28 protein-coding genes and 1 tRNA gene are annotated in these 26,926 nt (G+C 36.6%); 23 read left to right on the forward strand and 6 right to left on the reverse strand.

The features are described 5' to 3' along the window. From GXZ72_03310 to GXZ72_03420, 23 genes are all read left to right on the forward strand, one after another. Nucleotides 1-646 (forward strand): formylmethanofuran--tetrahydromethanopterin formyltransferase (locus GXZ72_03310; protein ID HHT18569.1); only part of this gene is annotated, 646 nt, incomplete at its 5' end. After that, nucleotides 643-1,554, forward strand: coding sequence for a carbohydrate kinase family protein (locus GXZ72_03315; GenBank protein ID HHT18570.1), 912 nt, complete (start codon nt 643-645; stop codon nt 1,552-1,554). The genes GXZ72_03310 and GXZ72_03315, both read left to right, overlap by 4 nt. Nucleotides 1,555-1,686: 132 nt before the next feature. After that, on the forward strand, nt 1,687-2,442 hold the full coding sequence (locus GXZ72_03320; GenBank protein ID HHT18571.1) for a 4Fe-4S binding protein: 756 nt from the start codon (nt 1,687-1,689) through the stop codon (nt 2,440-2,442). Next, a complete protein-coding gene (locus tag GXZ72_03325) occupies nt 2,443-3,078 on the forward strand; it encodes a CBS domain-containing protein (GenBank protein ID HHT18572.1) in 636 nt (211 codons plus the stop codon). Nucleotides 3,079-3,162: 84 nt separating this feature from the next. Next, entirely contained in the window at nt 3,163-4,314 is a 1,152-nt protein-coding gene (gene thiI, locus GXZ72_03330) for a tRNA 4-thiouridine(8) synthase ThiI (protein HHT18573.1), read from the forward strand. A gap of 66 nt (nt 4,315-4,380) precedes the next feature. Beyond that, a complete protein-coding gene (locus tag GXZ72_03335) occupies nt 4,381-5,028 on the forward strand; it encodes a YkgJ family cysteine cluster protein (GenBank protein ID HHT18574.1) in 648 nt (215 codons plus the stop codon). Between the two features lie 251 nt (nt 5,029-5,279). Further along, nucleotides 5,280-5,675, forward strand: a complete 396-nt coding sequence (locus GXZ72_03340) for a flavin-nucleotide-binding protein (GenBank protein HHT18575.1) — start codon at nt 5,280-5,282, stop codon at nt 5,673-5,675. Nucleotides 5,676-5,949: 274 nt separating this feature from the next. Continuing rightward, nucleotides 5,950-6,020: transfer RNA gene (locus GXZ72_03345), tRNA-Cys, on the forward strand. Between the two features lie 115 nt (nt 6,021-6,135). Next, nucleotides 6,136-7,566 (forward strand): cysteine--tRNA ligase, encoded by a 1,431-nt coding sequence (locus GXZ72_03350; GenBank protein HHT18576.1) that lies wholly within the window; start codon nt 6,136-6,138, stop codon nt 7,564-7,566. Nucleotides 7,567-7,733: 167 nt separating this feature from the next. Continuing rightward, on the forward strand, nt 7,734-9,218 hold the full coding sequence (locus GXZ72_03355) for an asparagine synthetase B (GenBank protein HHT18577.1): 1,485 nt from the start codon (nt 7,734-7,736) through the stop codon (nt 9,216-9,218). A 125-nt stretch (nt 9,219-9,343) separates the two neighbouring features. Next, nucleotides 9,344-9,559: an Asp-tRNA(Asn) amidotransferase subunit GatC gene (gatC, locus tag GXZ72_03360; GenBank protein HHT18578.1), complete on the forward strand. Its 216-nt coding sequence runs from the start codon at nt 9,344-9,346 to the stop codon at nt 9,557-9,559. Continuing rightward, complete coding sequence (locus tag GXZ72_03365) at nt 9,556-10,044, forward strand: ACT domain-containing protein (GenBank protein HHT18579.1); 489 nt, start codon at nt 9,556-9,558, stop codon at nt 10,042-10,044. The genes gatC and GXZ72_03365 overlap by 4 nt, the downstream gene beginning before the upstream one ends. Nucleotides 10,045-10,066: 22 nt before the next feature. Then, nucleotides 10,067-11,101, forward strand: coding sequence for a homoserine dehydrogenase (locus GXZ72_03370; GenBank protein HHT18580.1), 1,035 nt, complete (start codon nt 10,067-10,069; stop codon nt 11,099-11,101). Between the two features lie 59 nt (nt 11,102-11,160). Then, nucleotides 11,161-12,384, forward strand: coding sequence for a cofactor-independent phosphoglycerate mutase (locus GXZ72_03375; protein ID HHT18581.1), 1,224 nt, complete (start codon nt 11,161-11,163; stop codon nt 12,382-12,384). A 63-nt stretch (nt 12,385-12,447) separates the two neighbouring features. After that, on the forward strand, nt 12,448-13,854 hold the full coding sequence (locus GXZ72_03380) for a DUF1727 domain-containing protein (protein ID HHT18582.1): 1,407 nt from the start codon (nt 12,448-12,450) through the stop codon (nt 13,852-13,854). 94 nt (nt 13,855-13,948) lie between these two features. Continuing rightward, the gene (locus GXZ72_03385; protein ID HHT18583.1) at nt 13,949-14,671 is read left to right on the forward strand and encodes a glutamine amidotransferase; all 723 of its coding nucleotides are present in this window, start codon (nt 13,949-13,951) and stop codon (nt 14,669-14,671) included. A gap of 216 nt (nt 14,672-14,887) precedes the next feature. After that, nucleotides 14,888-16,498 (forward strand): CTP synthase (glutamine hydrolyzing), encoded by a 1,611-nt coding sequence (pyrG, locus tag GXZ72_03390; GenBank protein HHT18584.1) that lies wholly within the window; start codon nt 14,888-14,890, stop codon nt 16,496-16,498. Between the two features lie 33 nt (nt 16,499-16,531). Beyond that, nucleotides 16,532-17,692 (forward strand): hypothetical protein, encoded by a 1,161-nt coding sequence (locus GXZ72_03395; GenBank protein ID HHT18585.1) that lies wholly within the window; start codon nt 16,532-16,534, stop codon nt 17,690-17,692. A 129-nt stretch (nt 17,693-17,821) separates the two neighbouring features. Continuing rightward, nucleotides 17,822-18,259 (forward strand): hypothetical protein, encoded by a 438-nt coding sequence (locus GXZ72_03400; GenBank protein HHT18586.1) that lies wholly within the window; start codon nt 17,822-17,824, stop codon nt 18,257-18,259. Between the two features lie 118 nt (nt 18,260-18,377). After that, entirely contained in the window at nt 18,378-19,259 is an 882-nt protein-coding gene (locus tag GXZ72_03405) for a DUF2101 family protein (GenBank protein HHT18587.1), read from the forward strand. Nucleotides 19,260-19,364: 105 nt separating this feature from the next. Continuing rightward, nucleotides 19,365-20,120, forward strand: coding sequence for a phosphopantothenate/pantothenate synthetase (locus tag GXZ72_03410; GenBank protein HHT18588.1), 756 nt, complete (start codon nt 19,365-19,367; stop codon nt 20,118-20,120). A gap of 2 nt (nt 20,121-20,122) precedes the next feature. Beyond that, complete coding sequence (locus GXZ72_03415; GenBank protein ID HHT18589.1) at nt 20,123-20,689, forward strand: AAA family ATPase; 567 nt, start codon at nt 20,123-20,125, stop codon at nt 20,687-20,689. Next, nucleotides 20,679-21,059: a hypothetical protein gene (locus GXZ72_03420; protein HHT18590.1), complete on the forward strand. Its 381-nt coding sequence runs from the start codon at nt 20,679-20,681 to the stop codon at nt 21,057-21,059. The genes GXZ72_03415 and GXZ72_03420 overlap by 11 nt, the downstream gene beginning before the upstream one ends. Nucleotides 21,060-21,148: 89 nt before the next feature. Here GXZ72_03420 and GXZ72_03425 read toward each other — a convergent pair whose 3' ends face one another. The 6 genes from GXZ72_03425 to GXZ72_03450 form a co-directional block, all read right to left on the reverse strand. Continuing rightward, nucleotides 21,149-21,832, reverse strand: coding sequence for a TIGR00289 family protein (locus GXZ72_03425; protein HHT18591.1), 684 nt, complete (start codon nt 21,830-21,832; stop codon nt 21,149-21,151). A 90-nt stretch (nt 21,833-21,922) separates the two neighbouring features. Further along, a complete protein-coding gene (locus GXZ72_03430) occupies nt 21,923-22,726 on the reverse strand; it encodes a hypothetical protein (GenBank protein ID HHT18592.1) in 804 nt (267 codons plus the stop codon). A gap of 90 nt (nt 22,727-22,816) precedes the next feature. Then, entirely contained in the window at nt 22,817-23,239 is a 423-nt protein-coding gene (locus GXZ72_03435) for a PepSY domain-containing protein (GenBank protein ID HHT18593.1), read from the reverse strand. Between the two features lie 39 nt (nt 23,240-23,278). Next, a complete protein-coding gene (locus GXZ72_03440; GenBank protein HHT18594.1) occupies nt 23,279-23,710 on the reverse strand; it encodes a hypothetical protein in 432 nt (143 codons plus the stop codon). A gap of 7 nt (nt 23,711-23,717) precedes the next feature. After that, nucleotides 23,718-24,800 (reverse strand): hypothetical protein, encoded by a 1,083-nt coding sequence (locus GXZ72_03445; protein ID HHT18595.1) that lies wholly within the window; start codon nt 24,798-24,800, stop codon nt 23,718-23,720. Between the two features lie 31 nt (nt 24,801-24,831). Continuing rightward, entirely contained in the window at nt 24,832-26,922 is a 2,091-nt protein-coding gene (locus tag GXZ72_03450) for a hypothetical protein (protein ID HHT18596.1), read from the reverse strand. Between the last annotated feature and the right edge of the window lie 4 nt (nt 26,923-26,926).

Consider the following 26,926-nt stretch of genomic DNA (forward strand, 5'->3'; position numbering starts at 1 on the left):
AAAATTCGAAAAGGAACTTTCCTACCGCATCAGGCAAGATATATTGGTGAAACCATTCACATCTATTTTTGATGCATCAATCAATCCTACCGGTTACATTAACACATTAAAACATGTGGGCCACTGTGGAGATGGGTATGAATGGGAAGAAGAATTATATGGGAGACATATGATTGTAGTACCAATTGCCATACCTGACTTCCTCATTGAAAGAGAACTTGGTTACATGAAAGGAATTATGGGAGCAAACTTCTGGTACTATTGCAATAACAAAAAATCTGTGCTGGAATGTGGAAGAGCGGCATTGAAAGCTATTGAATCTGTTGAAGGAGTTATTACTCCCTTCGATATTTGTTCTGCAGCTTCCAAACCTGAAACCAACTATCCCTGGATTGGCCCCACAACCAACCACCCCTACTGTCCCACACTTCAGAATTTACTTGGCAAAGAATCCAGAGTTCCCAAAGGTGTTGAGTATATCCCTGAAATCGTAATCAATGGACTTGATATGGAAAGTCTTAAAAAAGCAATGAAGGTAGGGATTGAAGTAATGTTGGAAAATGAAAATGTTCTAGGTATTTCTGCAGGAAATTATGGTGGAAAGTTAGGAGATTATAAAATCCATCTAAAAGAGTTGTTTCCATGACCTTGGATGTTATTGGTTTTGGAGCCTTGAACCTGGACAGATTATTCCAAGTAAACCAGATTGCCTGTAAAGATGAAGAAGGATATATTGAAAACTTAATAGAAAGTTGCGGGGGATCTGCTGCCAATACCATCATAGGCCTGTCCAGATTAGGACTGGAAACAGGATTGATAGGTAAAATTGGTAGTGATAAAGAAGGAGAAACCCTTCTCAACAATCTTAATAAGGAAAATGTGAATACTGAGGGGATAATAAAAAGTGGAAAGGGTAGGAGTGGAACTGTTCACGGCTATGTTGACCGAAAAGGTCAGAGAGCATTATATGTTGATCCAGGGGTCAACGACGAAATCAATACCCGTGAAATAAACTGGGAATATGCCCTAAATACCAAACTATTACATCTCACATCATTCGTAGGAAAATCTATTAAAGCACAAGAATCATTACTGGAAAATATTCCAGACCATGTGATAGTTAGCTTGGATCCTGGAATGATATATGTAAATAAAGGCCTTGCATCCCTGGAAAAAATTCTTAACAGAACCGACATCCTACTTATAAATCAAATGGAGTTGGATGTTTTATTAACAACCCTAAAAGACTTGGATACGAAGATCAGCACGATCCTAAACTATGGAATTAAGATATTAGTCATGAAACAGGGAAAAAAAGGTTGTTTAGTGACAGACGGGTCTAAAACTCACTTACTTGATGCCTATGAAGTAAATTGCCATGATACAACTGGAGCTGGGGATGCTTTCAACTCTGGATTTATTTACGGAATTCTTGAAGGAAAAAATATCAAAGAATCAGCAATGATTGGGAACTTCGTTGCATCATGTTGTGTGCAGGAATTAGGTGCTACCACTGGCCTTCCTTCCAAATCAGCAGTTGATAAGATTAGATAAAATAAAAAGATTTTGATGATTAACTGTTATTTAGTAAGATAAATATATGTAAAAGATGGTTGAGCAAATAATAATATAAACAAAAAAGCCAACAAAATAAGAAGATCTGGGCAAAAAATTAATGGTGTTAACATGGATGTGACATTCAAAAAGAAGAAAGATGTTTTTGAAGGGGAGGTTGCTCTTAAATCCAGTGACTTAGAAGAAAGTCATGAAAAATTTAGTGGGAAAATTGAAGATTGTGTTATGGATGATAAAATTATCACCATAGCACCAGAATGTGTACGTTGCAACTTATGCGTAGAAGAATGTCCTGTAGATGCCATTGAAGATTCTAAATCTACTAAACCCGCCAGAATACTGGATAATTGTGTTAAATGTGAAATATGTGCCCAAACATGCCCAGTTAACTGTATTCATGTCATTGAAAGCACCGCCCATGTGAACGATGATGAAGTGAAATATCATCTTAAAGATATCAAGGTGCCTCATCGCAAATTGCAAATGCAGGAAATCAATGTTAACCCTGAAAAATGTGTTTCATGCGCAACTTGCGTTAAATTCTGCCCTACCGGAGCAATAACTGTTCCAGAAGGAGAGATAGCCCAGATTGATAAGGAAGCTTGCATTGGATGTGGAGCTTGCGTTAATGTTTGCCCTGAAGGTTCGATTGAATTAATTAGAGAATTAGGGCCTGTGATAAAAACAAAGGAACTTTTGGTGGATCAGGACACTTGTGTACAGTGCCAAGTCTGTGAGGAAAACTGCCCAGTGGATGCCATTAAGCTGGAGGGGGATAAAGTGGTTTTAGACCAGGAAAAATGTATTTTATGCGAAGTTTGTTCTAGAAAGTGCCCGGTAGGAGCTCTAAAACTGGAGATGATGTAATTGTTAGTGAAGGAAATCATGGACAAGAATTTTATAGTTGTATCGCCTGACCAGGACTTGGCAGAAATTTCCATTCTAATGGAGGAAAAACGTAAATTCACCACACCAGTGGTTGATGGTGATAAAAAACTCGTTGGATGGATTACTTCCCTGGATTTAGCCAGAGGATTCAGAGAAGGTAAAAAAAAGGCCAAAGAGTTGATGCATGCTAAGGATGATATTGTGCATGTGCATCATAATGATCCTGCCAGATTAGCTGTGTTGGAGGCATCCCAACACCGAGTTCTCAGCATACCGGTATTGGATGATGATGAAGTAGTGGTTGGTGTGGTACGTACAACAGATATTGTTAAGACACTTTCCAGCTTGTATGAAATTAATGTTACCAAGATCTTCAAGGCCATGGAAGACGAACTTAAAGGAGTAAGTTGGGATGAACTGATGGAAGCATCAGCAATTGTAACCCAAAGACGCACTGGTAAACGAGTCACTGCCCAAGACTATGAGAAGCGAATAAAAGATGCCACATTCGGTGAAGCAATCTGGGCTACCGGAGGATTGGAAAAATTCTTCGTAGGTTTGATTGCCATTGGAGAACTGGTTATAGCTAGGAAAGTGGCCAAAGCAAGGAAATAATTCTTTCAATTTTTTTTTGTTTTTTTATGCCCTAATTTAAATTTTTTAAATCAAATTTTTCTTATTTTGTTGGAGTAACATAATATGCAAAGTGAACTGATAATAGTTCGGTACGGAGAAATTGGGATTAAAAGCCCTAAAATACGTGGTAAATTTGAGCGTAAACTAATTGATAATATAAAAACAGTTATCGATGATCAAGTGAAATTAAATCAGGGTAGAATTTTCATTTATCCCCGTAGCATGAGCAAAACACTTAAATCTCTCCAGAAAATTCTGGGCATAGTATCATTTAGTCCTGCAGTAGTGACTGGGACTGATTGTGATTTGATAAAAAAATTAATCCAATCCTACATTGGAAAACTGGTTGAAAATGGTGTTTTTTCTTCAGATGATTCATTTGCCATTAGATGTAGAAGGGTAGGTGAACATGATTTCACTAGCCAGGAAATGGCAGCATATTGTGGTTCAGTTGTGTATGGCATAACCGGGTCTAAGGTGGACCTTTCTAACCCTGATTTTGAATTATTCGTAGAAGTAAGGGGAGATGAAACCTACATATTTCACCAGATAATTCAGGGACTGGGAGGATTGCCTGTTGGAACACAAGGCAGAGTTATATCTTTGATTTCCAGTGGTATTGATTCCCCTGTAGCCACTTTCTTAATGATGAAAAGGGGTTGCAGTGTCACGCTTCTTAATTTTGACACTTATCCGTACACATCTGGATCTAATGAGAAAATCCTGAAAATATACCAAAAGCTTAAAGAATATTCAGCAGGCACCAAATTAAAACTTTATCAAATGAATTTTGGAGATTTCCTGAATAAATGTATAGATGCAGCACCAGATCGGATGACTTGTGTCCTATGTAAAAGTGGAATGTACCAAGTAGCCGAAAAGTTAGCAAAAAATGAGAAAGCCTTCGCAATTGTTGATGGCAGTAGTTTAGGGCAAGTAGCATCACAGACACTGCCCAACATTTTAGCCACACATTATTCCACTTCAATTCCCATTTTGAGCCCATTGATTGGTTTGGATAAGGTGGAAATTGAAAAAATTGCCAAAAAGATAGGAACCTATGATATTTCAATTATTCCAGAAAGTAATTGTTCTGCAGTTCCACGTTATCCTGAGACTCATGCCCAGTTATCTCTGGTGTTAGAAGCCCTGGATAATATAGGTGCTGATGAAGAATTTGATAATGTTATTTCAAGCCTTAAATTACTTAAATGAATAATTTTCATAGAGATGCAGATGAATTGAGTAAATCTGTGTATAATTCATTGCGTGTGTGTAATTATGTTAAGAGATCTTCTTATTGATAATAAACTGTTTAATGAGCTCCGGCAGAGGGCTTTGGAGTCAGAAGAAGGTGAAAATTCTCTGGAAGAAGTTGAACTTCTGGAGAAGGCTGTTTTTCAGAGGTTGAAAAAGAAAAGATCTGTGAAAAAATATAAAAAATTAGGGGTTAATAAGCAGGACCTTAAGGAAATAATAAAATTAGCAGACATTCTTGGTTTAGATGCAATAGGTGGTCCTTCAAACTATGAACTTGCCAGAGAACATCAAGAATGGTGTAACATATGTGGAAGATGCTGCAGGGAATCAGAATCCATTTTCATACATCGGGATGAGTTAAACATTCTACTGAATTTTAACCCAGACTTGGAAAAAGAGATTATTCGCAACAAACTATATCCTGAACATTATGAGCTTAAAGATATTCAGCCCTGCAAATTCATTGACCCTGAAACCAACCGGTGCAGCATATATAATTCAAGACCACAAGTGTGTCGCAGTTATCCGCTGGTGCTGGTAGAAACAAATGGTAAAGCCAAAAATATCATAAATCTTCGCCACTTATGCAATTATTCCGTTCAATTGGTACTTGAAAAATCAATAATATTGTTTGATGAAGCCATACGAAGACTAAAAGAAAATAGGTAACTCTAAAAGAAAATGTTAACTCAAAAAATTCCAAAGCTAAAACCTTAAAATGGATTATTTAAGTATAAAAAACCTATTTTTAACAATTAACTATTTATATTGATTTTTTTATTGGATTAATATCCAATTTTCTTATTTTTTTTTAAAGATCACATAATTGATTTCTCTAGCCATGAATAAAAATATGCACTCGAAAAACAAATTATTATTATAAATCAGAACTGCAATGTTTAGGAATTTTGGTGAGTAATATGACCATGACTGATGAGATGATGGATGCAATAGAAAAGGATTTAGTTTTTCTGGCAACAACCAGCAACGAAGGCATTCCGAATGTCGTGCCCATAGGTTTTGCAAGGCCTATAGACAATACCAGCATATTGATTGCTGATAATTATATGAAAAAAACCCGTGAGAACATTGAAGAAAACCCCAACGTATCCATTGTTACTAAAAATGCTCAGAAAAATCCCTACCAATTTAAAGGAACCGCAGAAATATTCGAATCTGGTAAAATCTTTGAAGAAGTAGTAGAATGGGCCCAGAATGTGATGACCAAATTGAACCCCAAAGCAGCAATTGTAGTTAAGGTAACTGATGTATATTCAGTCAAACCAGGCCCTGACGCAGGCGAAAAAGTTGATTAATCTGATTAATTCCTTTTAATCATGTTTAATGATAAAAAAAACAGATAAACAAATGGGAAATTACAAAAATTTAAAAATATGAAAAATAAAACATTTCTGTTATTTGAATATAACAGAACGAGTAGTGAAGATTTAAAAAGCCATTAATGTAAAATGAATGGGAATTGGAAATAAATGATTTATGTAAATAAAATTAGAATTATACCAATTAGTAAATAAGAAAACGTTAAGCTCAAATATTGTTATATCATAATAAATCGTAAGGTTCTTTTTTGCCGAGATGACCGAGCGGCTAGGTGCGTGGCTGCAGACCATGATACTCGGGTTCAAATCCCGATCTCGGCTTTTATCTAACAAAAAAGTAGTTTTAGATATTAATACTACAATTACTTATGGTAAAAGATGAATACAATCTCTAATTAAATTGTAACGAATGGTTTAAATTAGTATTCGTGATCTAATGATAAAAATTTATAACACACTCACCCGTAGCAAAGAAAATTTCAAACCATTAAATGGAAATAGGATTAAACTTTTTGTCTGCGGACCAACAGTGTACGATTATTCACATATTGGACATGCCCGGACATATATCTCCTTTGATGTTATAGCACGTTACCTTAAATATCGTGGTTTTAGTGTTTTTTACTTGCAAAATATCACCGATATAGATGATAAAATAATTAATCGAGCAATTTCCACAGGTAAAGACCCCCTGGATCTTGCCAGAGAATTTGAAGCAGAATATCTTAAGGATATGGAGAGCTTGGGAGTGGAAAATGTCAATTTATATGCTAGGGCAACCGAACACATTGAAGAAATCAAAGCCCAAATTGAAACTTTATTAGAGGCTGGATTCGCCTATGAAACTGATAACGGAGTTTACTTTGACATTTCAAAATATCCTGATTTTGGGAAGTTATCCAACCGTAAAATCGAAGATTTAAATGTGCACAGAATAAGCCCGGACTCTAACAAGAGAAATCCAGAAGATTTTGCTCTGTGGAAAAAAAAGGATAAAGAACTTGTTTGGAATTCCCCATGGGGTGCTGGACGTCCAGGATGGCATATTGAAGATACTGCAATCACTGAAGAGTATTTCGGACCACAATACGACATACACGGAGGTGGTTTGGATTTGATTTTCCCCCATCACGAAGCAGAAATAGCACAGATGGAATCAGCATCAGGAAAAAAACCAATGGTACGCTACTGGATGCACACCGGTTTTTTGAATGTGAAGGGTGAGAAAATGTCAAAATCCCTAGGAAACTTCATCACCATCAAGGAACTCATTAAAAAATATCCTCCTGAAGTTTTCCGGTTCTTTGTATTATCTACGCATTACCGCAGCCCTATTGACTTCAGCCACGAAATTCTGGAACAATCCCAAAATAGTTTGAAAAGAATATATAAATTCTATGAAACCATTGATAAACTCCTTAATACAGAAAAACCCAATTTAAGGGAATTTTCGCCAGATGAATCATCACCCCATAGTTATGTCCATGAAACTGGAGAAAATCAAGAACAATTCAACAGATTAATAGAAGAAACTAGAGTAAAGTTCCTGGAAGCTATGGATAATGATTTCAACACTCCTTTGGCACTTTCACTGCTTTTTGATTTTATAAGAGTTATCAATCGAAATATGCAGCAGGGAACAATTTCTCAGAAAACTCTTCAGGAAATTCAGATTTTATTTAATGATTTTTCCAATATTTTAGGATTTAATTTCACTTCAACATCTAAAAACACGAATCTGACAGAAGAACTGGTAGATCTCATTGTTGATATCCGAAATAAATTAAGAAAAAAGAAAGACTGGGAGCTTTCTGATGAAATAAGGAGTCAGTTGAATGATTTGGACATAATATTAGAAGACAAGTAATAAAAGAAGTGCTTTATTTATAATGGTTTTTTAATATTAAAAAGGTAGAACAATAGTTAAAAGAATTTGGACTAATAATGTTTCATTCTAATTTATTTAAATACTATATTTAGATTAATTTTTCAATTATTACGTCAAATTATTTAAAGAAAAAGGATTTTTTTAAAATGTGCGCCATTACTGGTATTTTTGGGGAAAAGATTAGTGCAAAATTACATGAAATGTTACTAAGCCTAAAACATAGGGGTCCGGATATGTCTGGGGTTTATGTTGATGGCATCATGTCTTATGGAAAAATAGATGATCTGGAAATCCCTGAAGGAAAAGTGGGTTTAGGGCACAACTTCTTATCTATTCCTGGTTCTGATACCGTCCAACTGTTAAATGAAGGAAATATTTTCTTGGCATGTGACTGCGAAATATATAACTATAAAAAATTACGTGATGAACTTGTACAAACATTTGATTACGATTTTAAAACAGATAGTAATTCAGAGATTGTATTGGCATTGATCATGTACTACTATGATGGTCACTTGCTAAATTGCATACCCCCTATCATAAAACGTCTCGATGGTGATTATGCCTTTGCAGTGTATGATGAAAAAAATTTAGTAGTTGTCCGTGACCCCTTAGGTGTTAAACCTATTTATTATGGTTCAAACAATGATTATTTTGGATTTGCATCTGAAAGAAAGGCTTTATGGAAAGTGGGAATTGATGAAACTCATAGCCTACCACCAAACCACATGCTTCATAACCAAGAATTAGTGCCTCTGAAAAATCAGTTATTTATGGATAAAAGCTTCTCTAAAGGGAGATTTTCTGAAAATAAAGCTGATTTAAAAAACCTTATAAAAGAAAGCCTTATAAAATCTGTTGAAAAGAGAGTTAATTCTCTTAGAAGGGTTGGAATTCCTTTCTCAGGCGGGGTGGACAGTACTCTACTTGTAGTGTTATGCAATGATCTGGGGGTTGAAACTGAACTGTACACTGTGGGTAGTGAAGGTTCACCTGATCTTAACTTTGCAATGAAAGTAGCTGAACATATGGGCCATAGCATCCACACCAGAATAGTTGATGAAGAACTTGTCAGAAATTACACACCCCTTGTATTAAATGCTATAGAAGAGTGGAACTTGATGAAATTGGGGGTGGGTATGACTGCATATCTGGCAGCGGAGATGGCCCGTGAAAATGGCATTCAAGTGCTGTTATCTGGCCAGGGTGCTGATGAACTTTTGGCAGGTTATCATAGATACCTAAATTTTAACACACAAAACAAGATAGATGCTCAAAAAAACCTAGAAAATGATGTAAAAAATCTTTACCATGTGAATCTAGAAAGGGATGAAAAAGTATCCATGGCCCACAGTGTGGAATTAAGAGTCCCTTACCTAGATCTTAATTTTGTGAATATAACCCTTAATACGCCTCTAAAATACAAGATTCATGGATCAAACGACCGTCTGCGTAAATGTATTTTGAGAGAAGTGGCTAAAGACTTAGGAGTTCCTCAGGAAATTGTAAAAAGGCCTAAAAAGGCTGCGCAGTATGGATCAGGGATTCATAAAATATTAACAAAGAAGATTCTAAAAGATGAAATTTACATGCAGGGATTGAAAAATTCCTTTAACTTTATAGACATTTAAATTCATAAAAAGCTAAGTATAAACAATTGATATATAAACTGCATTTAAATTATGATAAAAAGAATAAAAAATCCCAAAAAAGATTAAAAAATTATTTGATAATACTTGTGCAGGAGTGAAATAAGTTGAAAATTGAAAAAGAGGCGGAGGAAATACTTCAAAAATTTTCCAAAGTCCTGGAAAACATACCTGACTTGGAAGAAACCCATTACATGGTTGACAACGTTAATTTAACACGAGAAGATCGTGCTGAGGACAAAAACCCAGAAAAGATCATGGAAAACACCAATGTTGATGAGGATGGTAATCTCATAGTTGAGAAAGGAAAGTGGGTTAAATGAGATTCAATTTAGTGCTGGATGTGCCAGACGTTCCAGGACAACTTTTGGAAGTTTTTGAACCAATGGGCAGATTAGGAGCTAATATTGTTGCAGTAATACACCAGAGAGATGTTAAAACCGAAAGAGGTACTGTCCCAGTCCATATAACTATTGAAGGGGATAAAGAAATTTTAGATAAAGTTATGGATGCTCTTTTATCTAAAGACATTAACATATTACAAGTTGATGGTGTGCTTCGCAAAGAACAAATCACCACAATTCTGGTGGGTGACATAGTAGAAAAAGATCTCCAAGACACAGTATCAAAATTAAACAAATTGAATAGTGTTAAAGTTGCTGATCTTGATCTTAAAATGTCTGATGATCCTAAAAACTCGGCTACCATGATGGTCATCGAAGCAGATTTTGGCCAGAAGAAGGAAGTTCTGGAAAATATCAAAAAACTCGGTGCAGAAAAAGGTTTTCTGGTAATAAATGAAGTCTGAAAAGATTAACTAATATGAACAGGTGAATTTAATGAAAATTGTTATTTTAGGCTTCGGAGCAGTGGGGCAAGGCATAGCTCGCGTTATATCCATGAAAAAAGATCATTTAAAAAATAAATATGAACTCAAACCCCAGATTGTGGCAGTCTGTGATCGTTCAGGAGCCGCTATTTGTGAATCTGGCCTGGATGAAGAATTACTTCTCCAGACAAAAAATGACACTGGTAAAATCGCACTATACCCTGATTATGGTTATCCTAATATGGATAGTCTTCAAGTCTTAGATGAGATAGAATATGACTGCTTAGTAGAAGTCACCCCCACCGATATCAATGATGGCCAACCAGCACATAAACATATATTAAAAGCCATGGAAGATGGTAAAGATGTAGTAACCTCCAATAAAGGCCCTCTCGCATTATCATTCCAAGATCTGGCAGATTGTGCCAGAAAAAACAATGTAGAATTCAAATTTGAAGCATCTGTTGGTGGAGCCATGCCTATTCTAAATTTAGCCCATGAAACCCTAGCAGGGTGCAGCATAGAATCCGTATATGGCATACTTAACGGAACAACAAATTATATTTTATCCAGAATGGCTAATGAAGGCTCATCATATGAACAAACCCTGAAAGAAGCTCAAGAGATGGGAATTGCAGAAACAGACCCTTACCAAGATGTGGAGGGTATTGATGCTGCTTGTAAAATTGTGATACTGGCAAATTCAGTGCTTAACATGCCAGTAACACTTAAAGATGTTAAAGTAGAAGGAATCTCAAAAATAACCTCTGAATCAATATCTCTAGCCAAAAAAGAAGGGTTACTTATAAAGCTAATCGGAGAAGCTTCTTCTGATAATCTGGAAGTATCACCACGTTTGGTTCGTCAAGGTTCTCCCTTTGCAGTAGAAGGCACACTTAATGTGGCCACATTTAAAACTGACTTAGCAGATGATATAACTGTAGTTGGGAAAGGTGCAGGCTCTGTGGAAACTGCTTCAGCAATTTTAAGCGATATCGTAAGCATCTGGAAAATGCGAAACAAGAAAAATAATTAACTTAAACATTTTCCATTATATACTAATTTTAAAAATTCGGTAGTACTAGGAGATAATGAATGAAATACGTAGTGGTTATTGGAGATGGAATGACTGACCTTCCCCTCAAAGAACTGGATGGTAAAACACCCCTTCAGAGTGCGCAAACACCTAACATGGATTTTATAGCTAAAAATGGTTCATCAGGATTATTGAAAACTGTTCCCGAGGGAATGGAACCTGGTTCAGATGTGGCAAATCTTTCTATAATGGGTTACAACCCGAAGAAGTATTACACTGGTCGCGGACCATTGGAAGCTGCCAGTATTGGGGCTGAATTATCAGACAATGATGTGGGATTTCGTTGCAACTTCATAACTGTAGATGAAGGCATGCTTGCTGACTTTAATGCTGGACATATTAGCACTGCCGAAGCATCACAACTCATAGAAGCTTTAAATAAATCTTTTTATCGTTTCGGTAAATTTTATTTGGGAACTAGTTATCGGCATTTATTTGTATTAAACAATAAAGATGCAGCTAGCCTTAATTCAACACCTCCCCATGATGTAGTTGGAGAACCCATTTTTGAACATCTCTTAAAACCAGAAGATCATCCTTTCTCAATTAAACTCAATGAGTTAATGCAAAAATCATCTGATATCCTAACCAAACATCCTGTAAATAAAAAAAGGATAGATGAAGGTAAAAAACCAGCTAATATGATTTGGTTATGGGGGCAGGGCACCAAACCCCAGATGCCTGTATTTAAAGATAATTACGGCCTTCGCGGTGCAACCATTACTGGTGTGGATCTTATTAAAGGAATTGGAACATATTTAGGGCTGACCAATGTCCATGTTCCTGGTGCAACAGGATATTATGATACTGATTACTGTGGCAAGGTAACTTTCGCCTTGGAAGCTCTTGAAAATCATGACTTGGTATTTATCCATGTGGAAGCTCCAGATGAAGCAGGTCATGCTGGTGATATCCAGGAAAAGATAATGGCGATTGAACGTATAGATCTGCGTATACTTGGTAAACTCTTAGAAGAACTTCCTTCATTAGGTGACTTTGCTATAGCCATATTACCAGATCATCCAACCCCAATTGATATTAGGACACACACTTCCGATCCTGTTCCATATGCAGTGTATTCGCCTGGATGTGAATCTGATGATACTGAAAGCTATGATGAAGTAGCAGTTGAAAAAAGTTTTAAAAATAGTTCCAAAGAATTAATGGACGGTTACCAGTTTTTAAAATTTTTTATTAAATATTCTAGTAAAAAAATACAGTGAATCAATCATTAACTATTTAGTGCCCTATAAATTTGATATCAATCCATTAAGGTGGGATTCAATATAGATTCTTCAAAATTCAGATATTCTCTTGCAGTTGCTACCGGTACAGTTACCAGTTTTATCCTCAGGAAAATCTTCAGAAGTAGCGCCAGTGCCCTGCCGGGTAAAGTGGCAATGGCAATTTATCCTGAAATTTTGAAACTAGTAAATCAACGCTGCCATAAAAAGATCATAATCACCGGGACCAATGGTAAAACAACCACCAACAACTTGCTTAATTTCATTTTTCGAAGGGAGTTTTCCTCAGTTCTTTCTAATTTACGGGGCGCAAATATGCCACAGGGATTGGTAAGTGCTTTTTTACATGACCGAAAAAAAGAATATGATTGGGGAATCTTTGAAGTTGATGAAGGTTCGTTTAGAAGGGTGACTCGCGATATTAAACCAGACTATGTACTGGTAACTAATTTCTTCCGAGACCAATTGGACCGCTATGGAGAGATCGAAAAAGCATTTCAGGATATTTTTGAAGCACTTAAACCTTTGAAAACTACCTTAATTCTGAACGCTGATGATCCCCTAGTTTCTGACTTTAAAAAGTTGAATAAAAAGAATATATATTATGGTGTTGCACATAACCAGTACAGCACTGATGAACAAGCAATAGTTGAATCAAGACTCTGCCCTTCATGCAGCAGTTACCTTGAATATGATTATTATAATTATGGCCAGTTAGGTAGCTACAAATGCCCAGATTGTGGTTTTAAAAACCCTGATTATGATTATACTATTACGCAAATAGATTATCGTGACTATGTTTACCATTTTAAGTTTAAAACAAAAGATCATAACTCTCATGACATTGCCTTTCCATACGAAGGTATTTTCAATGCTTATAACTGTTGCGCGGCATTATCAACATCCCATGAAATCGGGTTGCCCATGAAGAAAGTTGCTCATTTAGTGGGGGAATTTGAATATCATCTGGGACGGATGGAAAATTTCCAATTCCCAGACAAAGTTGTTAAAATAGCTCTGGTCAAAAATCCCATCGGACTCACCGAAACTATAAGCAGCATATCCCTTGATGAGCGAGATAAATCCATGCTATTTGTACTGAATGATAATCCAGCCGATGGTACGGATGTGTCATGGATATGGGATGCTGAATTAGAAAAAATTAGTAATGTTAAAAATCTTAATAAAATCTTTTGCGCAGGCCGAAGAGCTGAAGATATCGCATTACGACTTAAATATGCCGGGGTGCCTGTTGGACTAATAGAATTAGATAATGACATGGATCAAGCAATAGGAAAAGTATTGGAAGAAGAAGTAGAAATCATTTACCTATTACCAACATATACTGCAGTTTTTCAGGCCCGAGAACTTGTTCTGGCACGTTTAGAAGGGTCTGGTAAGAAAATGTCACATTTTCGAGAATACTTAAAGAATCTAAAAATTCCATAATACACTTAGAAAAATGTAATTGAAAATTAATTAACTCCCCAAGTATCAACATTTTTCACAAACATTAATAGAATCAAATACTCAGGGAAAAACTATGGAACTAAAAATTTATCACATGTATCCAGATCTTTTAAATCTTTATGGAGATATTGGCAATGTAACTTGCCTCACTCAAAGATGCAAGTGGCGGGGCATCCAAGTCGAAGTGGTTGGGTTCAGCATGAAACACGAAGCCCCATTGATTGATGGTGACCTTTTTTTCATAGGAGGAGGTTCGGATCGTGGGCAAAACATTGTTTACACCCATCTTCGTAAATACAGCAACCAAATAGGGGAATTAATTGAAGAAGGAACCCCAGTTCTGGCCATATGTGGTGGTTATCAGTTATTAGGAGAAAAATATATTGATGCAGAAGGTTCCGATGTTCCGGGACTTGGAATATTCGATTACTACACGCGTAGTGAAGAAGGACGACTTATTGGGAACATTATAATCGAAAACAGTTTAGGGTTAAACCCTGAAACATTTGTGGGCTTTGAAAACCATGGAGGGCGCACCTATCACGAACATCAACCACTGGGTAAGGTGTTGGTGGGATATGGCAACAATGGTAAAGATAAACAGGAGGGGATGGTGTACCGCAATTGTATTGGAACCTACCTTCACGGCCCATTATTACCTAAAAACCCTCAATTAGCAGATTTCCTGATTTTGAAAGCTTTGGAAAGAAAGTATGGTTTGAAAAAGTTGCCTGGTCTTGAAGATGATTGGGAATACGCAGCCCATAATAAAGTACTGAAGCTTTACTCACCTTGACCATTTTTATGAGTTCATTTTCAATTCCTCTTTTTATTTAGGTAACTTTTTTAATGAGATTCAACAATAAATAGATGTTCCTATTTAGGAAGTTCTATTTGAAATTATTCCTCTTTTAAATAAGAGCATTTCAACTGGGAATAAAATTCTGTTGCTAAAAAAAATAATAATCAACCTTAACAATAATCAATGGAATCTTTAAAGGAGATGATTAGTCTGTCTAAATATATTGTGGTTACTGGTGGTGTGGTAAGTTCAATTGGAAAAGGGATAACTTCAGCTTCAATTGGCAGAATTCTAAGATCATATGGTGTGGATGTTACAGCAATCAAGATCGACCCATACCTTAACTGGGATTCTGGAACTTTAAACCCCTACCAACATGGAGAAGTTTTCGTGACTGAAGATGGTATGGAAACTGATCTAGATTTAGGGCACTATGAACGTTTTTTAGATGTGAATCTCTCCGGTAAATCTAATATCACCACTGGCAAAGTATATTCTTCTGTTATTGATCATGAACGTAAAGGAGATTACTTGGGCTCCTGTGTACAAATCATTCCCCATATCACCAATAAAATAAAGGATATGATTAGAAAAATAGCCAACGAAAGCCATGCCGAAGTTGTTCTGGTGGAAGTGGGTGGAACTGTAGGGGATATTGAAAGCCAACCCTTCCTTGAAGCACTAAGACAACTTAGAAACGAAGAAGGCCATGACAATGTTATGGTTGTACACGTAACATATGTGCCCTATCTTAAAGCTGCAGGTGAGTTTAAGACAAAACCTACTCAGCACAGCACTAAAGAACTCAGAAGCACTGGGATAATACCCGATATGATTATTTGTCGCTCGGAGTTACCTATGGATCAGCCTCTGAAAAATAAAATATCTCATTTCTGTGACGTGGAAAGGGAAGCTGTTATTAACACACCTGATGTGCACTCAATTTATGAAGTACCCCTAATCTTGAACCAAGAACATGTGGGAGAGTATGTAATAAACAGAATTAAACTCGAAACCGGTAAACAAGACTTGGAAGAATGGAAAAAAGTGGTTAATGCCCTTCAACAGGATGAATATCAGGTGAATGTTGGTATTATCGGCAAATACGTTGAACTGGAAGATGCTTATATGAGCATCAGAGAATCTCTAAAACATGCTGCCGCTCATGTGGGAATTAAAGTGAATATTGAATGGATACAAGCCGAAAATAAAATCAATGAAGAAAAAATTAGTCATCTAGATTCTATTCTTATTCCTGGAGGTTTCGGGGAGCGAGGCATATCTGGAAAACTTGAAGCAGTCCGTTACTCATTACAACATCAGGTACCGTTATTTGGAATATGTTTAGGAATGCAATGCATGGTGATTGAATTTGCCCGGCTTAATGGGCTTGATGATGCACACAGCACAGAATTTAACCCTGAAACTCCTTATCCAGTCATTGATCTAATGGAAGAACAAAAAAAGATTAAAAATATTGGAGGAACCATGAGGTTGGGTTCCTATCCCTGCCAACTTAAAGAAGGAACTATGGCTAAGGATGCCTATGGTGAAAAAGAAGTTAGCGAACGCCACCGGCATCGTTATGAATTAAACAACGACTACCGGGAAATCTTACAAGAAAAAGGACTAATAATTTCTGGAACTTCACATGACGACTTTTTGGTTGAAATGGTTGAGTTGAAGGATCATCCCTGGTTTTTGGGTTGCCAATTCCACCCTGAATTTAAATCACGACCCAACAAGGCCCATCCCATCTTTGTATCATTTCTGGAAGCAACACTCCTGAATCATAAACAAAAGTCAATGCATAACGATTGAGGAAATCTGAATGATAAAATATAGAGGAATTAAATGATGGTTGAAATCCCTTTAATAACCACTTTCATCGCCATAGTAGCTTGTCTTTACGCCAGTTATTCTGATCTTAAACGTGGCATAATACCTAACAAACTAACGTTCCCTCTTATTGCCTTGGGAATAATACTTAACGGGATTTATTCTTTTATGATGGGTGAAATCTGGTTTATTGTAATATGTATAGTGATTACAGGAGTTGTATTTGCCTTAGGATATGTTTTCTGGAAGATGGGAGCTTGGGCTGGAGGTGATGTCAAACTTTTCACAGCCCTGGCAGCACTTCTACCAGTTTCCCCTGTTTTGATATCTTACGATATATTCGGAGTGCACTTCCCTGTTGAAGGAATCTATCCTTTCCCTTTAACCTTAATTATTAACAGTATTTTATCTGTTTTCCCATTTATCTTGATTTATGTATTTTACGTGGTTTTGAGGATTAAAAAACATTTGATTGGCGAGTTATTTTCACCAATCACCGAAGATTATAAAAAAAATTTTGTCCTGACACTGGTAATGACATCATCAATAACAATAACCATGTTTGTAACTCAAGAACTCCGCCTGCAAATCGTGATAATTTCTTTGATATTGATGATTTTGCTAACACTGGTAATATCCAAGCTGCCGAACCAAGTGAAAGCAGTTTTAGTATCATTAGTAGTTGTTGCCTCCTTATTTTATAATTTAGAAATTACTATCTACAGTATCATTCTGTTGTATATCACCATGACCTTTATCAGAATCATAAGGAAGTTTTTATCATCAATAAATAAACAAGCCTTACAAGATGAATATCCGCTGGAAGAACTTTCAGAAGGAATGATACCAGCCTATAATCTTTACCAACGCGATGATAAGGTGTATGTGGATGATGAAAGTTTTGTGGATAAAATAACAAAGGGAATTAAAACTAAAGACATTAGCATGCTGACCACGCCTATGGGAAAGAAGTTAATTACAAATTTAGCCGCAGGATTAACACCGGATGATATTGAACTCCTTAAAAAACTGCATAGTGAAGGGAAGATTTCTAATAAATTCAAAGTCAAACGAGGAGTTCCCTTCGCACCTTCGATCTTCATTGGACTGTTAATATCCCTTTTTATTGGAGATATGTTAGTTATTCTGCAAATGGTCATTTCTTGGATAATTTAACAATTCTAAATCTGCCCATAATGTAAAATCACATTAAAAATAGCTGATTAGATTGTTAATGAGCAACTAATGTTGTGCCAATATTTATATAAATGCGCAGTCATAAATCATAAAATAGTAGTGATTAATATGGAAAATAAAGGACAAGTATCTGCAGAATATTTATTAACTGTAGTAGTAATTTTGATAATATTGGCTTCTGTTTCCATACCATTAGTAGGTAAATCAGTTAATGACACTATGGATATTTCTAAATCAGCAGATGTTGACAACGCAGTGAACAGCATAGCTAATGCAGTTAACTTGGTTTATGCTAACGGCCCAGGTGCAAAAAGGACCATCAGTGTTTATATGCCCATAACTCAAACTTTAACAGTAAACGGAGGAAATCTTCAAATGAATGTACCTCTAAATACGCCTTTAAATGGAGAATCTTCCAAAAATATAACCGCAAATATAAATTATAATGTTACTATAAACAATCCTACCTTCTCCAAAGGATGGCATACTGTTACTGTAACTTGGCCAACTACTGGTGATCATTCTCCAATTACCATCAGCCATTAAACGGGGTAATTAATCATAATGTAAACAGATAATTTAATTAAATATTTATTTTTATTTTATCTGACAAATTGCAAGTTCTAAACAATAATAAAAAAAAATTAAAGTGATAATTATGGGGATATTCAGCAAACTAGGCAATGCCATGTTGGGATTTTTCTCACTTCTGGGATCCATAATTCTGGCAATACCAAAAATTCCTCAGAAACTTCAAAATATCAACCAAGATCGTGTGAAAGAAAAAATTGTTAGTGAAAACTTAAAAGAGAATGTTTCCCAGGTAAAAGATAATTTTGGATTTCATGAAAAAGCGTCTAAAAGAACCAGTAATGACTACGGAAAAATTAAATCAAAAGAAACTCCAGCAACAGATAAAGGAGATTCAGATGTTCTCCTTATCTCTGCCCCATTCACATCCAAGGAAAAGGAAGATACCATCTTTCGTCTGCAAATATTATCCGCTGGGTTTCTCATTTTATCAGTGTTAACCTTGCTGAGTTTCATACCCATGGTTTTATACGCTATTATATCTATTTTATTAGTAGGGTTTATTCTTTATACCCTATTTAACAGAGTTAAAGTCATGTATGGCCCTGAATTCCCTGCATATCGGGATTTTTTCCTAATGTATATTGCAGTGGGCATTGTGCTGGTGTTAGTAGGCACTAACCCTACCTTGGTAATTACATTTTCATGGAGTTTTTTCCCATCTCTTACTATTCTAATATTTTCAATGATTGCCGTTGCAGTGGTTTACCTTATCTTTAGGATTCGGTACCACCGTGACTTCACATATGGAGTTGTTGTTGAAACTGGAGAAAAAATGGCCTATGTGAAGGTAGAATATGACATCCGGTCCAATGTTAAGCCAGATATTTATATAGTGGACAACAGTTACGGGGCATCCAGTGGAAACTTAGTAAAACTAAAAACAGAAAACAAAGTTTTGAGTAACAGTGGTAACAAACCCATTAGCATTATAGAAACAGTGAACAAGATTTAATATTTAATCTTTTTTAGTGAATTTTATGTTTGTATAAATATTTTTTAATTCTCTTCTAGAAAAATATGACAAATTAAATTATTTTCAAATCAAAGGAAGCTAAAGATGCTTAAAATATCATCTAAACATCCTCGTTACAAATCCCTTCTATTGCGGGAAAAAATGGCAAAGGCTTACCAAGAAGGAATCCTTGCAGACACTGCCCTAATCGCCCATGGAAGAGGTGAAGCCTTTGACTATATTTTAGGTGAAAAAACCAGCCCTTCCGCAATTGAAGCCATTCGATGTGGAGTTTCTGCAATGTTACTGGCTGAAAATCCAGTGATATCAGTTAATGGTAATACTGCTGTTCTTAGCGCAGAACATCTTGTTGAATTATCCCGTTTAATTCCAGCACCCATCGAAATCAATTTATTCTATCGTACCCCGCAAAGGGTTGAGAAAATGGAGGAACTGTTAAAAAAATCGGGCGCAACAAAAGTTTTAGGGAGAAAAAATGATGATTACCTCCCTATTCCTGGACTGGAAGGACCCCGATCCCGTGCACATCCTGATGGTGTGCACCAAGCAGATGTAGTATTAGTGCCATTAGAAGATGGTGACAGGGCACAAGCACTGGTATCATTAGGGAAAAAGGTCATAACCATTGATCTGAATCCTTTATCCAGAACAGCTCAAACATCATCCATAACCATAGTAGATAACGTGGTTAGAGCCATACCCTTAATGATTCAGGAAGTGGCCAAACTAAAAAAATATTCCAAAAAACAGTTAACAAGAATTGTGAATAAATTTGACAATTCTGAAAATATTTCTAAATCGCTAAACTCAATATCCCATCATTTTAAACAGGATGAATGAACATGAAAGTAATTGGAGTAACAGGAATGCCAGGATCTGGTAAAAGCGTGGTTTCTAGAGTTGCAGAGAAGTTGGGGATGAAAGTAGTAAAGATGGGCGATGTGATAAGGGAAGAAGCCCAGCAAAGAAATGAAGATCCCGGAATAGTGGCAGTGCAATTACGGAAAGAATATGGTAAACACGTGGTTGCCAGTCGTTGCGTAGATATAATAAAGAACTTGACCAAGGAAAATTCATCATCTAATTCTAAATCCAGAGTGAACAAACCCCAATTATTCCTAGTTGAAGGTATTCGCAGCCCATGGGAAGTAAATATATTTAAGAAGAATTTTAAAGATTTTAAAGTAATAGCTGTGCATTCTAAACCAGAAACCCGTTTTTTCCGGCTGAAAAAAAGGATGAGATCTGATGATTCGGCTGATTCCAAAGAATCCATGGAAAGAGATCAACGAGAACTGAAATTTGGAATAGGAGAAGTTATAGTAAATTCAGATTTTATGGTAGTTAATGAAGGTAGTTTAAACAAATTTAAAAAAACTGTTCAGAGGATAATTGAAAATGAATTGTAAAGTAGAAGCAAGGGCAATGGTGCATCCTACTGAAAATCTGAACAAAGTGATTGAGGCCCTTTCCAACATATTTGACTATGATGACTTGTTAATAACTGAAAACCAAGTTACTGTGACTGGAAGTTATTCCTCATTGATTTTTTTTAAAGAATTCCTTGAAAAACAACGAATTAGAGACGCTGCACGCAAAATACTCTTAAAGGTGTTAAATCAGGATTCTAATAAAATTGAATTTAAAATAAGCAAACAAGCTGCTTTTGCAGGTAAAATTAACTTAGTTGAAGATGATTTATCTCCCCTGGGAGAAATAGAAGTTATAATTCATACAGAAAATCCAGATGAACTTATTGACTGGTTATGCCCACCATGAAAATTAATTAATATTCATTTTAAGGATCGAAAAGTGAGTTTTAATTGATCTGGGAAAAAACATTAACTAGTATAAAATTCCCCTAAAAATTAATCTTTATCTTCCAACACTGCATCTTCAATGACTATATACCCATTATCCCTATTCCAAACCTTCCTATATTTCAATATATTGAGTTTCTTTTTGAATATTGGACCGTTGAGAACCAATGTTTCAGCTTCACCACCTTCGAATGCCAAGTGGAAACCATATTTTTCATGGAGATCTTTTAACTCTTCCAATAGTTCTTCATCGATTATTCTCCCTAACCATGATTCATCCAGTCCATCTGCAGATACACTGGTAATCATAACTTCAAATCCTAGCTTGATCACCTCTTTCATATATTCTTCTGGGTCAATGTGCCAGAGTGGGGAATGAGATTCTATTCCTATTTCCTGGCAGATGTGATCTATACGTGATTTTTGATAATTGGAGGCAATTGCTCCAGTGAATATGGCCCCAACACCCTTATCTTTAAGTTTTAAAAGAGCATTTTGAAGGTCTTTTAATTCTTCTTCCTTTTTACCCAGGGTTTCAGTTTGCATCAAATTTATTTCCAATGCATTGGAAAGAAGCGGAGTAAGGTGGATATTTGGAACATGAAACATGTAAGAGTGAAGATTGGTTGAAAAAACACTGAGAAGGTATTCCACTTGCCATCCACCCATAATAGCTTTATATGTGGCCATTATGCTATCTTTACCTCCAGAAAAAAGTATAGCTGCCTTCATATCCAACATCCTATTTAATTAAATCGGTAATTCATCTTTAATTCAGTAATTATTATTAAAATTTTTATTAAAAATTCTAAAAAAAATTAGTTAACTCCCTTTTTTAAGCAAACGACCAATAATTGCTTTTAATCCTTGGAGAATGGTGTCAATGAACATTCCCAATATACCAACAATCGCGCCAAAAAATCCGCAGAATATAATAACATTGTTGTTTGGAGGGAGGGTTTTTTTAAGGGTTTTGATTTCTTTTTCCACCGGACCACTGATCCCATTTACTACTACTTCACCTTGAGGTAATTGTCTGACAACATCATCTACCTTTGATGCATCTACCACTACCTTAACTTCGACTATGCTGAATCTGATGTCAATACCACTTACCAAGTTCATCCAGTTTTTGAGTTTTTTGATCACGGCGGTGGGGTCACTACCGGGTTCTAATTCAACCATAATCGTTTCATTGGAAACGATCTTGCCTGAAGTGATGTTGTTAACTGCAGTGGTCATACGTGATTCCAAACTACTTTTCCAGTCACTACTAATATGGGTTGTTTTAACAGTTATCTTACCACTTTCAACACTTAAAACTCCTGGAATTTCTTTAACATCTGCAATAGCTCGGTTAACATCACTATCTGTAGAAATATTTAATGTAATGACTTCCTGCTGGTCACTGGATGACATGTAAACAGCGCGGGCCATGTCCGGAAGATCATCATATACTGGTGCAATGAAAAAGGCTCCACCAATCAGACCCACCACAAAACCCAAACCGATCACGAATAATAGATTTTTTTTACCGATGAAAGGTGTTAAAAGTGCGGTGGAAAAAACAAAGGCCATGAGAAGAAAAAATAATATAATCATTACAATTACAAATAGTGTTTCCATGGTTTCATCTCTGGATAGTCAAGCTTTATCTGTGAATTGTCAAATTTTTCGAAATTTTTGTTATTGAATTAATTTATAAATAGAGCCATATCAGGTTAGTTTTACAATTTTCCCGGTGTTGACATCAACATAGACTGTTTTTGAAGGTTGGGAACTTTTTGTTAATGGAACGATCCAGACAACAACTGTGGTCTGATTTAGCACTATGGTTCCATGCATTGGTTCTGACGCAGAATACCCCGAATATTCAGCTAAAGCTATCTGTTTAGCCTTATCCGAAGATATTAAAAAAGTATTATTTTGGCTTGTTTCAGCAGAATTGTTAGATTCGTTAGAATCAATAGAAGGGGGGTTCACCCGTGCAGGTGATGGTGGTTTGTAAGATTCATTCGCACTGGTTATGTTTGGTTTGGGTTGAAATGGATTATATGCATAAGCTACCAGTATAAAAACCACAACCGCCACAACAATCAGTGCCTTTTTCTCCCAACCTTCACCTAGATCAATATCCATAGCAATACCTTTTTAATGTTCCAGTATTTTAATGTTTCACTAATTATTTAATTTGAATGATATTTTACCATTTTTGTTTGAGATAGTAACTACTTTGTCAGTAGATGAGCTGGTAACAGTAAAGGTAGTCAGATCGGAGGGGATTACTGGAATATTAATTGTTTTGCCCTTAAACTTGACATCAACAGAATCAGTAGCATCATTTACAGTGAATGTTGTAGAGGGCACAGTTATGCCTCCCGGAATAGTGAAGTTAGCAGAATATCCATTTCCTGCAACATGGACTGCATTTATAGCACTAGCATATTTTTCACCCACAACTCTAGCCTTACCTATATCTGCTGATTGTGTCTGGCTCATTCCATCAGAAACCAGTGCAAGCATGCCTGCCAAAATAAATAGGACAACAAATGTAATTAATAAAAATTCAGCACTTATTTGTCCTTTTTTGTCCGGATACAACTTTTTCACCTGTAGATTATGGTTTATTACTATTGTAATTACTTTGCAGCGCGAAACGAGTTTTGTACGTTGATGATAAATAGAAAACAGCACCCCTAGAATCAAGATAATCATTACCACCAAGCATTATTTTAGTGCCAGCTATTGGAGGTTCTGCAAAGTATTCAATATCTACCGCAGATATGGTCTTTCCTTGGTGCATGTCACTTAATGGATCGCCCACTACAAACGTGCTCAAACGGGTGTCAGCTTGCTCACCAGCTATTTGACTTCCCTGTAATCTTTCAAAGAAGTTAAGTCCATTTGGGTTTGGGAAATATTGAGGCATGCCAGGAATTTTCTCAGGATTGCCTGTGCCGTTTAAACAATCTCCTAAGTTCTCAATCTTGACACGATTTATGTCTACTCTATCATCAAAGTGGAAAATTAAAGAACCATCATATGCTTTTTCATATTGGGAATAAGGATAAATAGCATTTCTAGTTCTAAAACTGCTCTGAATCCATATGTAAGGATCTTCCATACCAATAATAGGAGCATAACCCCTTATTTCCGGTAATGTCCCCTCATAAACTTGGCCTTCCTGTTCAACCTTTATAGGTACCCCTGCTTTCACCACAACATAGAAACCATAAGGGTCACCCTTGCCGTAGGCATCAACTTGGGAAACTTCAATGTCAGACGCTGTGAAAATATTATCCATGGTGAAATTAGTAGTATTAATTGGAATTTGTTTATTGTTAATTGAAATATTTCTACCGGTTTCCCGGGACAGTTTACTACAAGAATCAACAACATGTTCACTTAGTTGACCAGCAACAACTTCTCTGACGTGAAGTTTGCTATCAGTAAGGAAATGTTGTCGGTCAATTACAGTCCTGGTAACATTATAAGCACCCCACCGCCCTGAATCAGCGGCTCCATACTTTATATAAGTGTAAACAGCAGAAACAGTACCTTCTGTGACATCACTACCTATGGTTATTGTAGAAAATTGATTCACCTCATCAACAACATCCCCAAAGGCCACCGCCAATATTATCACCGGTATCATCAGTAATAATGCTACTGGAGTGATGGTATAACCCTTTTCATCCATTTTATCAAATTCCTATTCTTTCATATAAATTCTATTGTTTCCATAACTTTAACCGGATGGTAACCGCATTGGGTGTGTTACCAGCAAACAAGGCAGAAGTATGCACATCATCGGGATTAATTCCAGGATATTTCTGAAGCAATATAGCTGTAGCATTAGCCATGGCATCTTGAGGATTTCTACCCATCCCTGCAGACCACTCATTCTGGATTTGAGGATTTATTACAGCAATCCTGGTACCTGAAAATATGGCAGCATTAGCATCATAATCACCAGACTCCCAAGCATTAGACGGTCCATCCACTCTGACTCTTATAGAATAACTTCCCGGTCTGAGTGTATAGTTGCCTGGAGTTGAATCAGGGGTTGTAATTCTGAAAAACCTTTTTTGAGCATCCAATTCGGCCAGATCCAAAGAAAATGGTACTGGACCCTGATATAAGATTTGACTTGTGCCATCGTATCGAACCGTGACTTGTCGAGTGTTTAGTCCCACACCCATAAACATCATAGCTTTTTGGCTGTCAGTAGTAAGCCCGAAAGACCTGGTTTGTTCTTCAACATTATTACGAGACTGATGACTTCTGAAGGGATAAGTGCTCCATCTTACCTTATATGGGCTGGTGAAAACCTTAACATACGAATCTTCGACACCACAAAGGTCATAATCTGATGATGGAACATCATCAAACACAGTAACCCGAACTTTGTTATTTGCACCTGTTCTTAATTGATCTCCAAGATATATAATCCCCGGAAGGTTACCATAACCATCAGACCGGTCACTGTAAGTAATTCCATCCACATTAAAAGAATTGAAAACAGTTCGCCAATTATTGGACTGACTATCCCATACCTCTACCAGAGCACCGTCATTTGCCCCCCAACTGTTAACAACCACATAAGCATCTAAAAGGTTAGTATTGGAAGGTATAGGAATGTCACGAACAACACTCACGCCAGTTCCATGACCAGTCCCAGTTACTCCTGGTAAACTAGTAATTACGAAAGGAATTCCATTGTCAAAACCATGATTTCGGTTCCTCATATTATTCCAAGATATTGCTCGTCTAGAATTAAGATTAGTCAATGTCCCTGAGTCTAAATCGAATATCCGACCATAACCCCTTCCACTTCCCAATTCTACCTCGTTATACACGGCTAATCCTGCAGCATTCGGGAATGAGTAAGTTTCTTCAGTAACGTTTTCAGGAATTGTGATATTGGTAGAGTAATCTGCAAGAATGGCAAACCAAGCCATATCATAAGTATTACTGGTACTAGGCCTTGGTATAAATCGCACATAAAAATTGTTATTGGGTGTTTGCAAATATGAAACCGGTATTGTCCCCAGATAATTATACATTCGAGTAGAGGTAGTGGGTCGAACATTGAGGAACACGAATTCGTTAGAGTTAGCCACAAGCGCAGGTCTGCCGTTTACAACTGTATTAGTCCCATAAGAAGCTCCGTGATGTGAGGATGAACTACCTACCAAATATCTGGCCCCGAATATCCGGGCACCCGCTGGAATAGCAAATGGGATGGTTTGAGCTGAAGAACCTTTACCCCAATACGTATAACTTCGTAACCCATTACCAGAGTTCCATGGTGAAAAGTTAGTAAGCCAGTTGTGGAAATTCCACACTGTGGTGGTTAGACGGATCTCTTTATTAATGAATTCTACTGGTTCAGATTTAAACCAAGCACGTCCCCACCATCCTTCCTCAGGACCGGAAATAACCCTTACCCGAGTGGCAATATCTTTACCAAACGATGGAGATTCAGGTTCCCTTGAACTATCTGCTGTGACAACATTACCTCCAACATTCATAATCGCCTCGTATCCTATTCCCGGAGGTATTGATGCATGAATTCTCTCCTGTAAAGTATCACGAGCATCAGCTGTGGAGCCGTTGGCAGCTTGTACAGAAGCATATTTAAGAGTACCATCTTGTTCCATAGTTTGCAGCACACTGTCTCCAAGAGCCTCCAGATGCTGGTGATCTTGACCCATGTACACGGGTAGCATGGAGTAGCTTGCCACTGTTGCAGTAAACACTACAACCACTATCAAAGCTAGGGTAGAATCAGCAGTGAGTATATAACCGTTTTCATCCATAAGA

It is taken from the genome of Methanobacterium sp., from assembly GCA_012838205.1.
Classification (GTDB): domain Archaea; phylum Methanobacteriota; class Methanobacteria; order Methanobacteriales; family Methanobacteriaceae; genus Methanobacterium.

What these genes read in the sequence shown, in the direction of transcription:
- GXZ72_03375 (HHT18581.1), top strand. Translation starts at nt 11,161, where the DNA reads ATGAAATACGTAGTGGTTATTGGAGATGGAATGACTGACCTTCCCCTC.
- GXZ72_03340 (HHT18575.1), top strand. Translation starts at nt 5,280, where the DNA reads ATGACCATGACTGATGAGATGATGGATGCAATAGAAAAGGATTTAGTT.
- GXZ72_03355 (HHT18577.1), top strand. Translation starts at nt 7,734, where the DNA reads ATGTGCGCCATTACTGGTATTTTTGGGGAAAAGATTAGTGCAAAATTA.
- GXZ72_03335 (HHT18574.1), top strand. Translation starts at nt 4,381, where the DNA reads ATGTTAAGAGATCTTCTTATTGATAATAAACTGTTTAATGAGCTCCGG.
- GXZ72_03395 (HHT18585.1), top strand. Translation starts at nt 16,532, where the DNA reads ATGATGGTTGAAATCCCTTTAATAACCACTTTCATCGCCATAGTAGCT.
- GXZ72_03315 (HHT18570.1), top strand. Translation starts at nt 643, where the DNA reads ATGACCTTGGATGTTATTGGTTTTGGAGCCTTGAACCTGGACAGATTA.
- GXZ72_03410 (HHT18588.1), top strand. Translation starts at nt 19,365, where the DNA reads ATGCTTAAAATATCATCTAAACATCCTCGTTACAAATCCCTTCTATTG.
- GXZ72_03400 (HHT18586.1), top strand. Translation starts at nt 17,822, where the DNA reads ATGGAAAATAAAGGACAAGTATCTGCAGAATATTTATTAACTGTAGTA.
- thiI (HHT18573.1), top strand. Translation starts at nt 3,163, where the DNA reads ATGCAAAGTGAACTGATAATAGTTCGGTACGGAGAAATTGGGATTAAA.
- GXZ72_03385 (HHT18583.1), top strand. Translation starts at nt 13,949, where the DNA reads ATGGAACTAAAAATTTATCACATGTATCCAGATCTTTTAAATCTTTAT.
- GXZ72_03415 (HHT18589.1), top strand. Translation starts at nt 20,123, where the DNA reads ATGAAAGTAATTGGAGTAACAGGAATGCCAGGATCTGGTAAAAGCGTG.
- GXZ72_03420 (HHT18590.1), top strand. Translation starts at nt 20,679, where the DNA reads ATGAATTGTAAAGTAGAAGCAAGGGCAATGGTGCATCCTACTGAAAAT.
- GXZ72_03350 (HHT18576.1), top strand. Translation starts at nt 6,136, where the DNA reads ATGATAAAAATTTATAACACACTCACCCGTAGCAAAGAAAATTTCAAA.
- GXZ72_03320 (HHT18571.1), top strand. Translation starts at nt 1,687, where the DNA reads ATGGATGTGACATTCAAAAAGAAGAAAGATGTTTTTGAAGGGGAGGTT.
- GXZ72_03435 (HHT18593.1), bottom strand. Translation starts at nt 23,239, where the DNA reads ATGGATATTGATCTAGGTGAAGGTTGGGAGAAAAAGGCACTGATTGTT.
- GXZ72_03445 (HHT18595.1), bottom strand. Translation starts at nt 24,800, where the DNA reads ATGGATGAAAAGGGTTATACCATCACTCCAGTAGCATTATTACTGATG.
- GXZ72_03450 (HHT18596.1), bottom strand. Translation starts at nt 26,922, where the DNA reads ATGGATGAAAACGGTTATATACTCACTGCTGATTCTACCCTAGCTTTG.
- GXZ72_03425 (HHT18591.1), bottom strand. Translation starts at nt 21,832, where the DNA reads ATGAAGGCAGCTATACTTTTTTCTGGAGGTAAAGATAGCATAATGGCC.
- GXZ72_03365 (HHT18579.1), top strand. Translation starts at nt 9,556, where the DNA reads ATGAGATTCAATTTAGTGCTGGATGTGCCAGACGTTCCAGGACAACTT.
- GXZ72_03430 (HHT18592.1), bottom strand. Translation starts at nt 22,726, where the DNA reads ATGGAAACACTATTTGTAATTGTAATGATTATATTATTTTTTCTTCTC.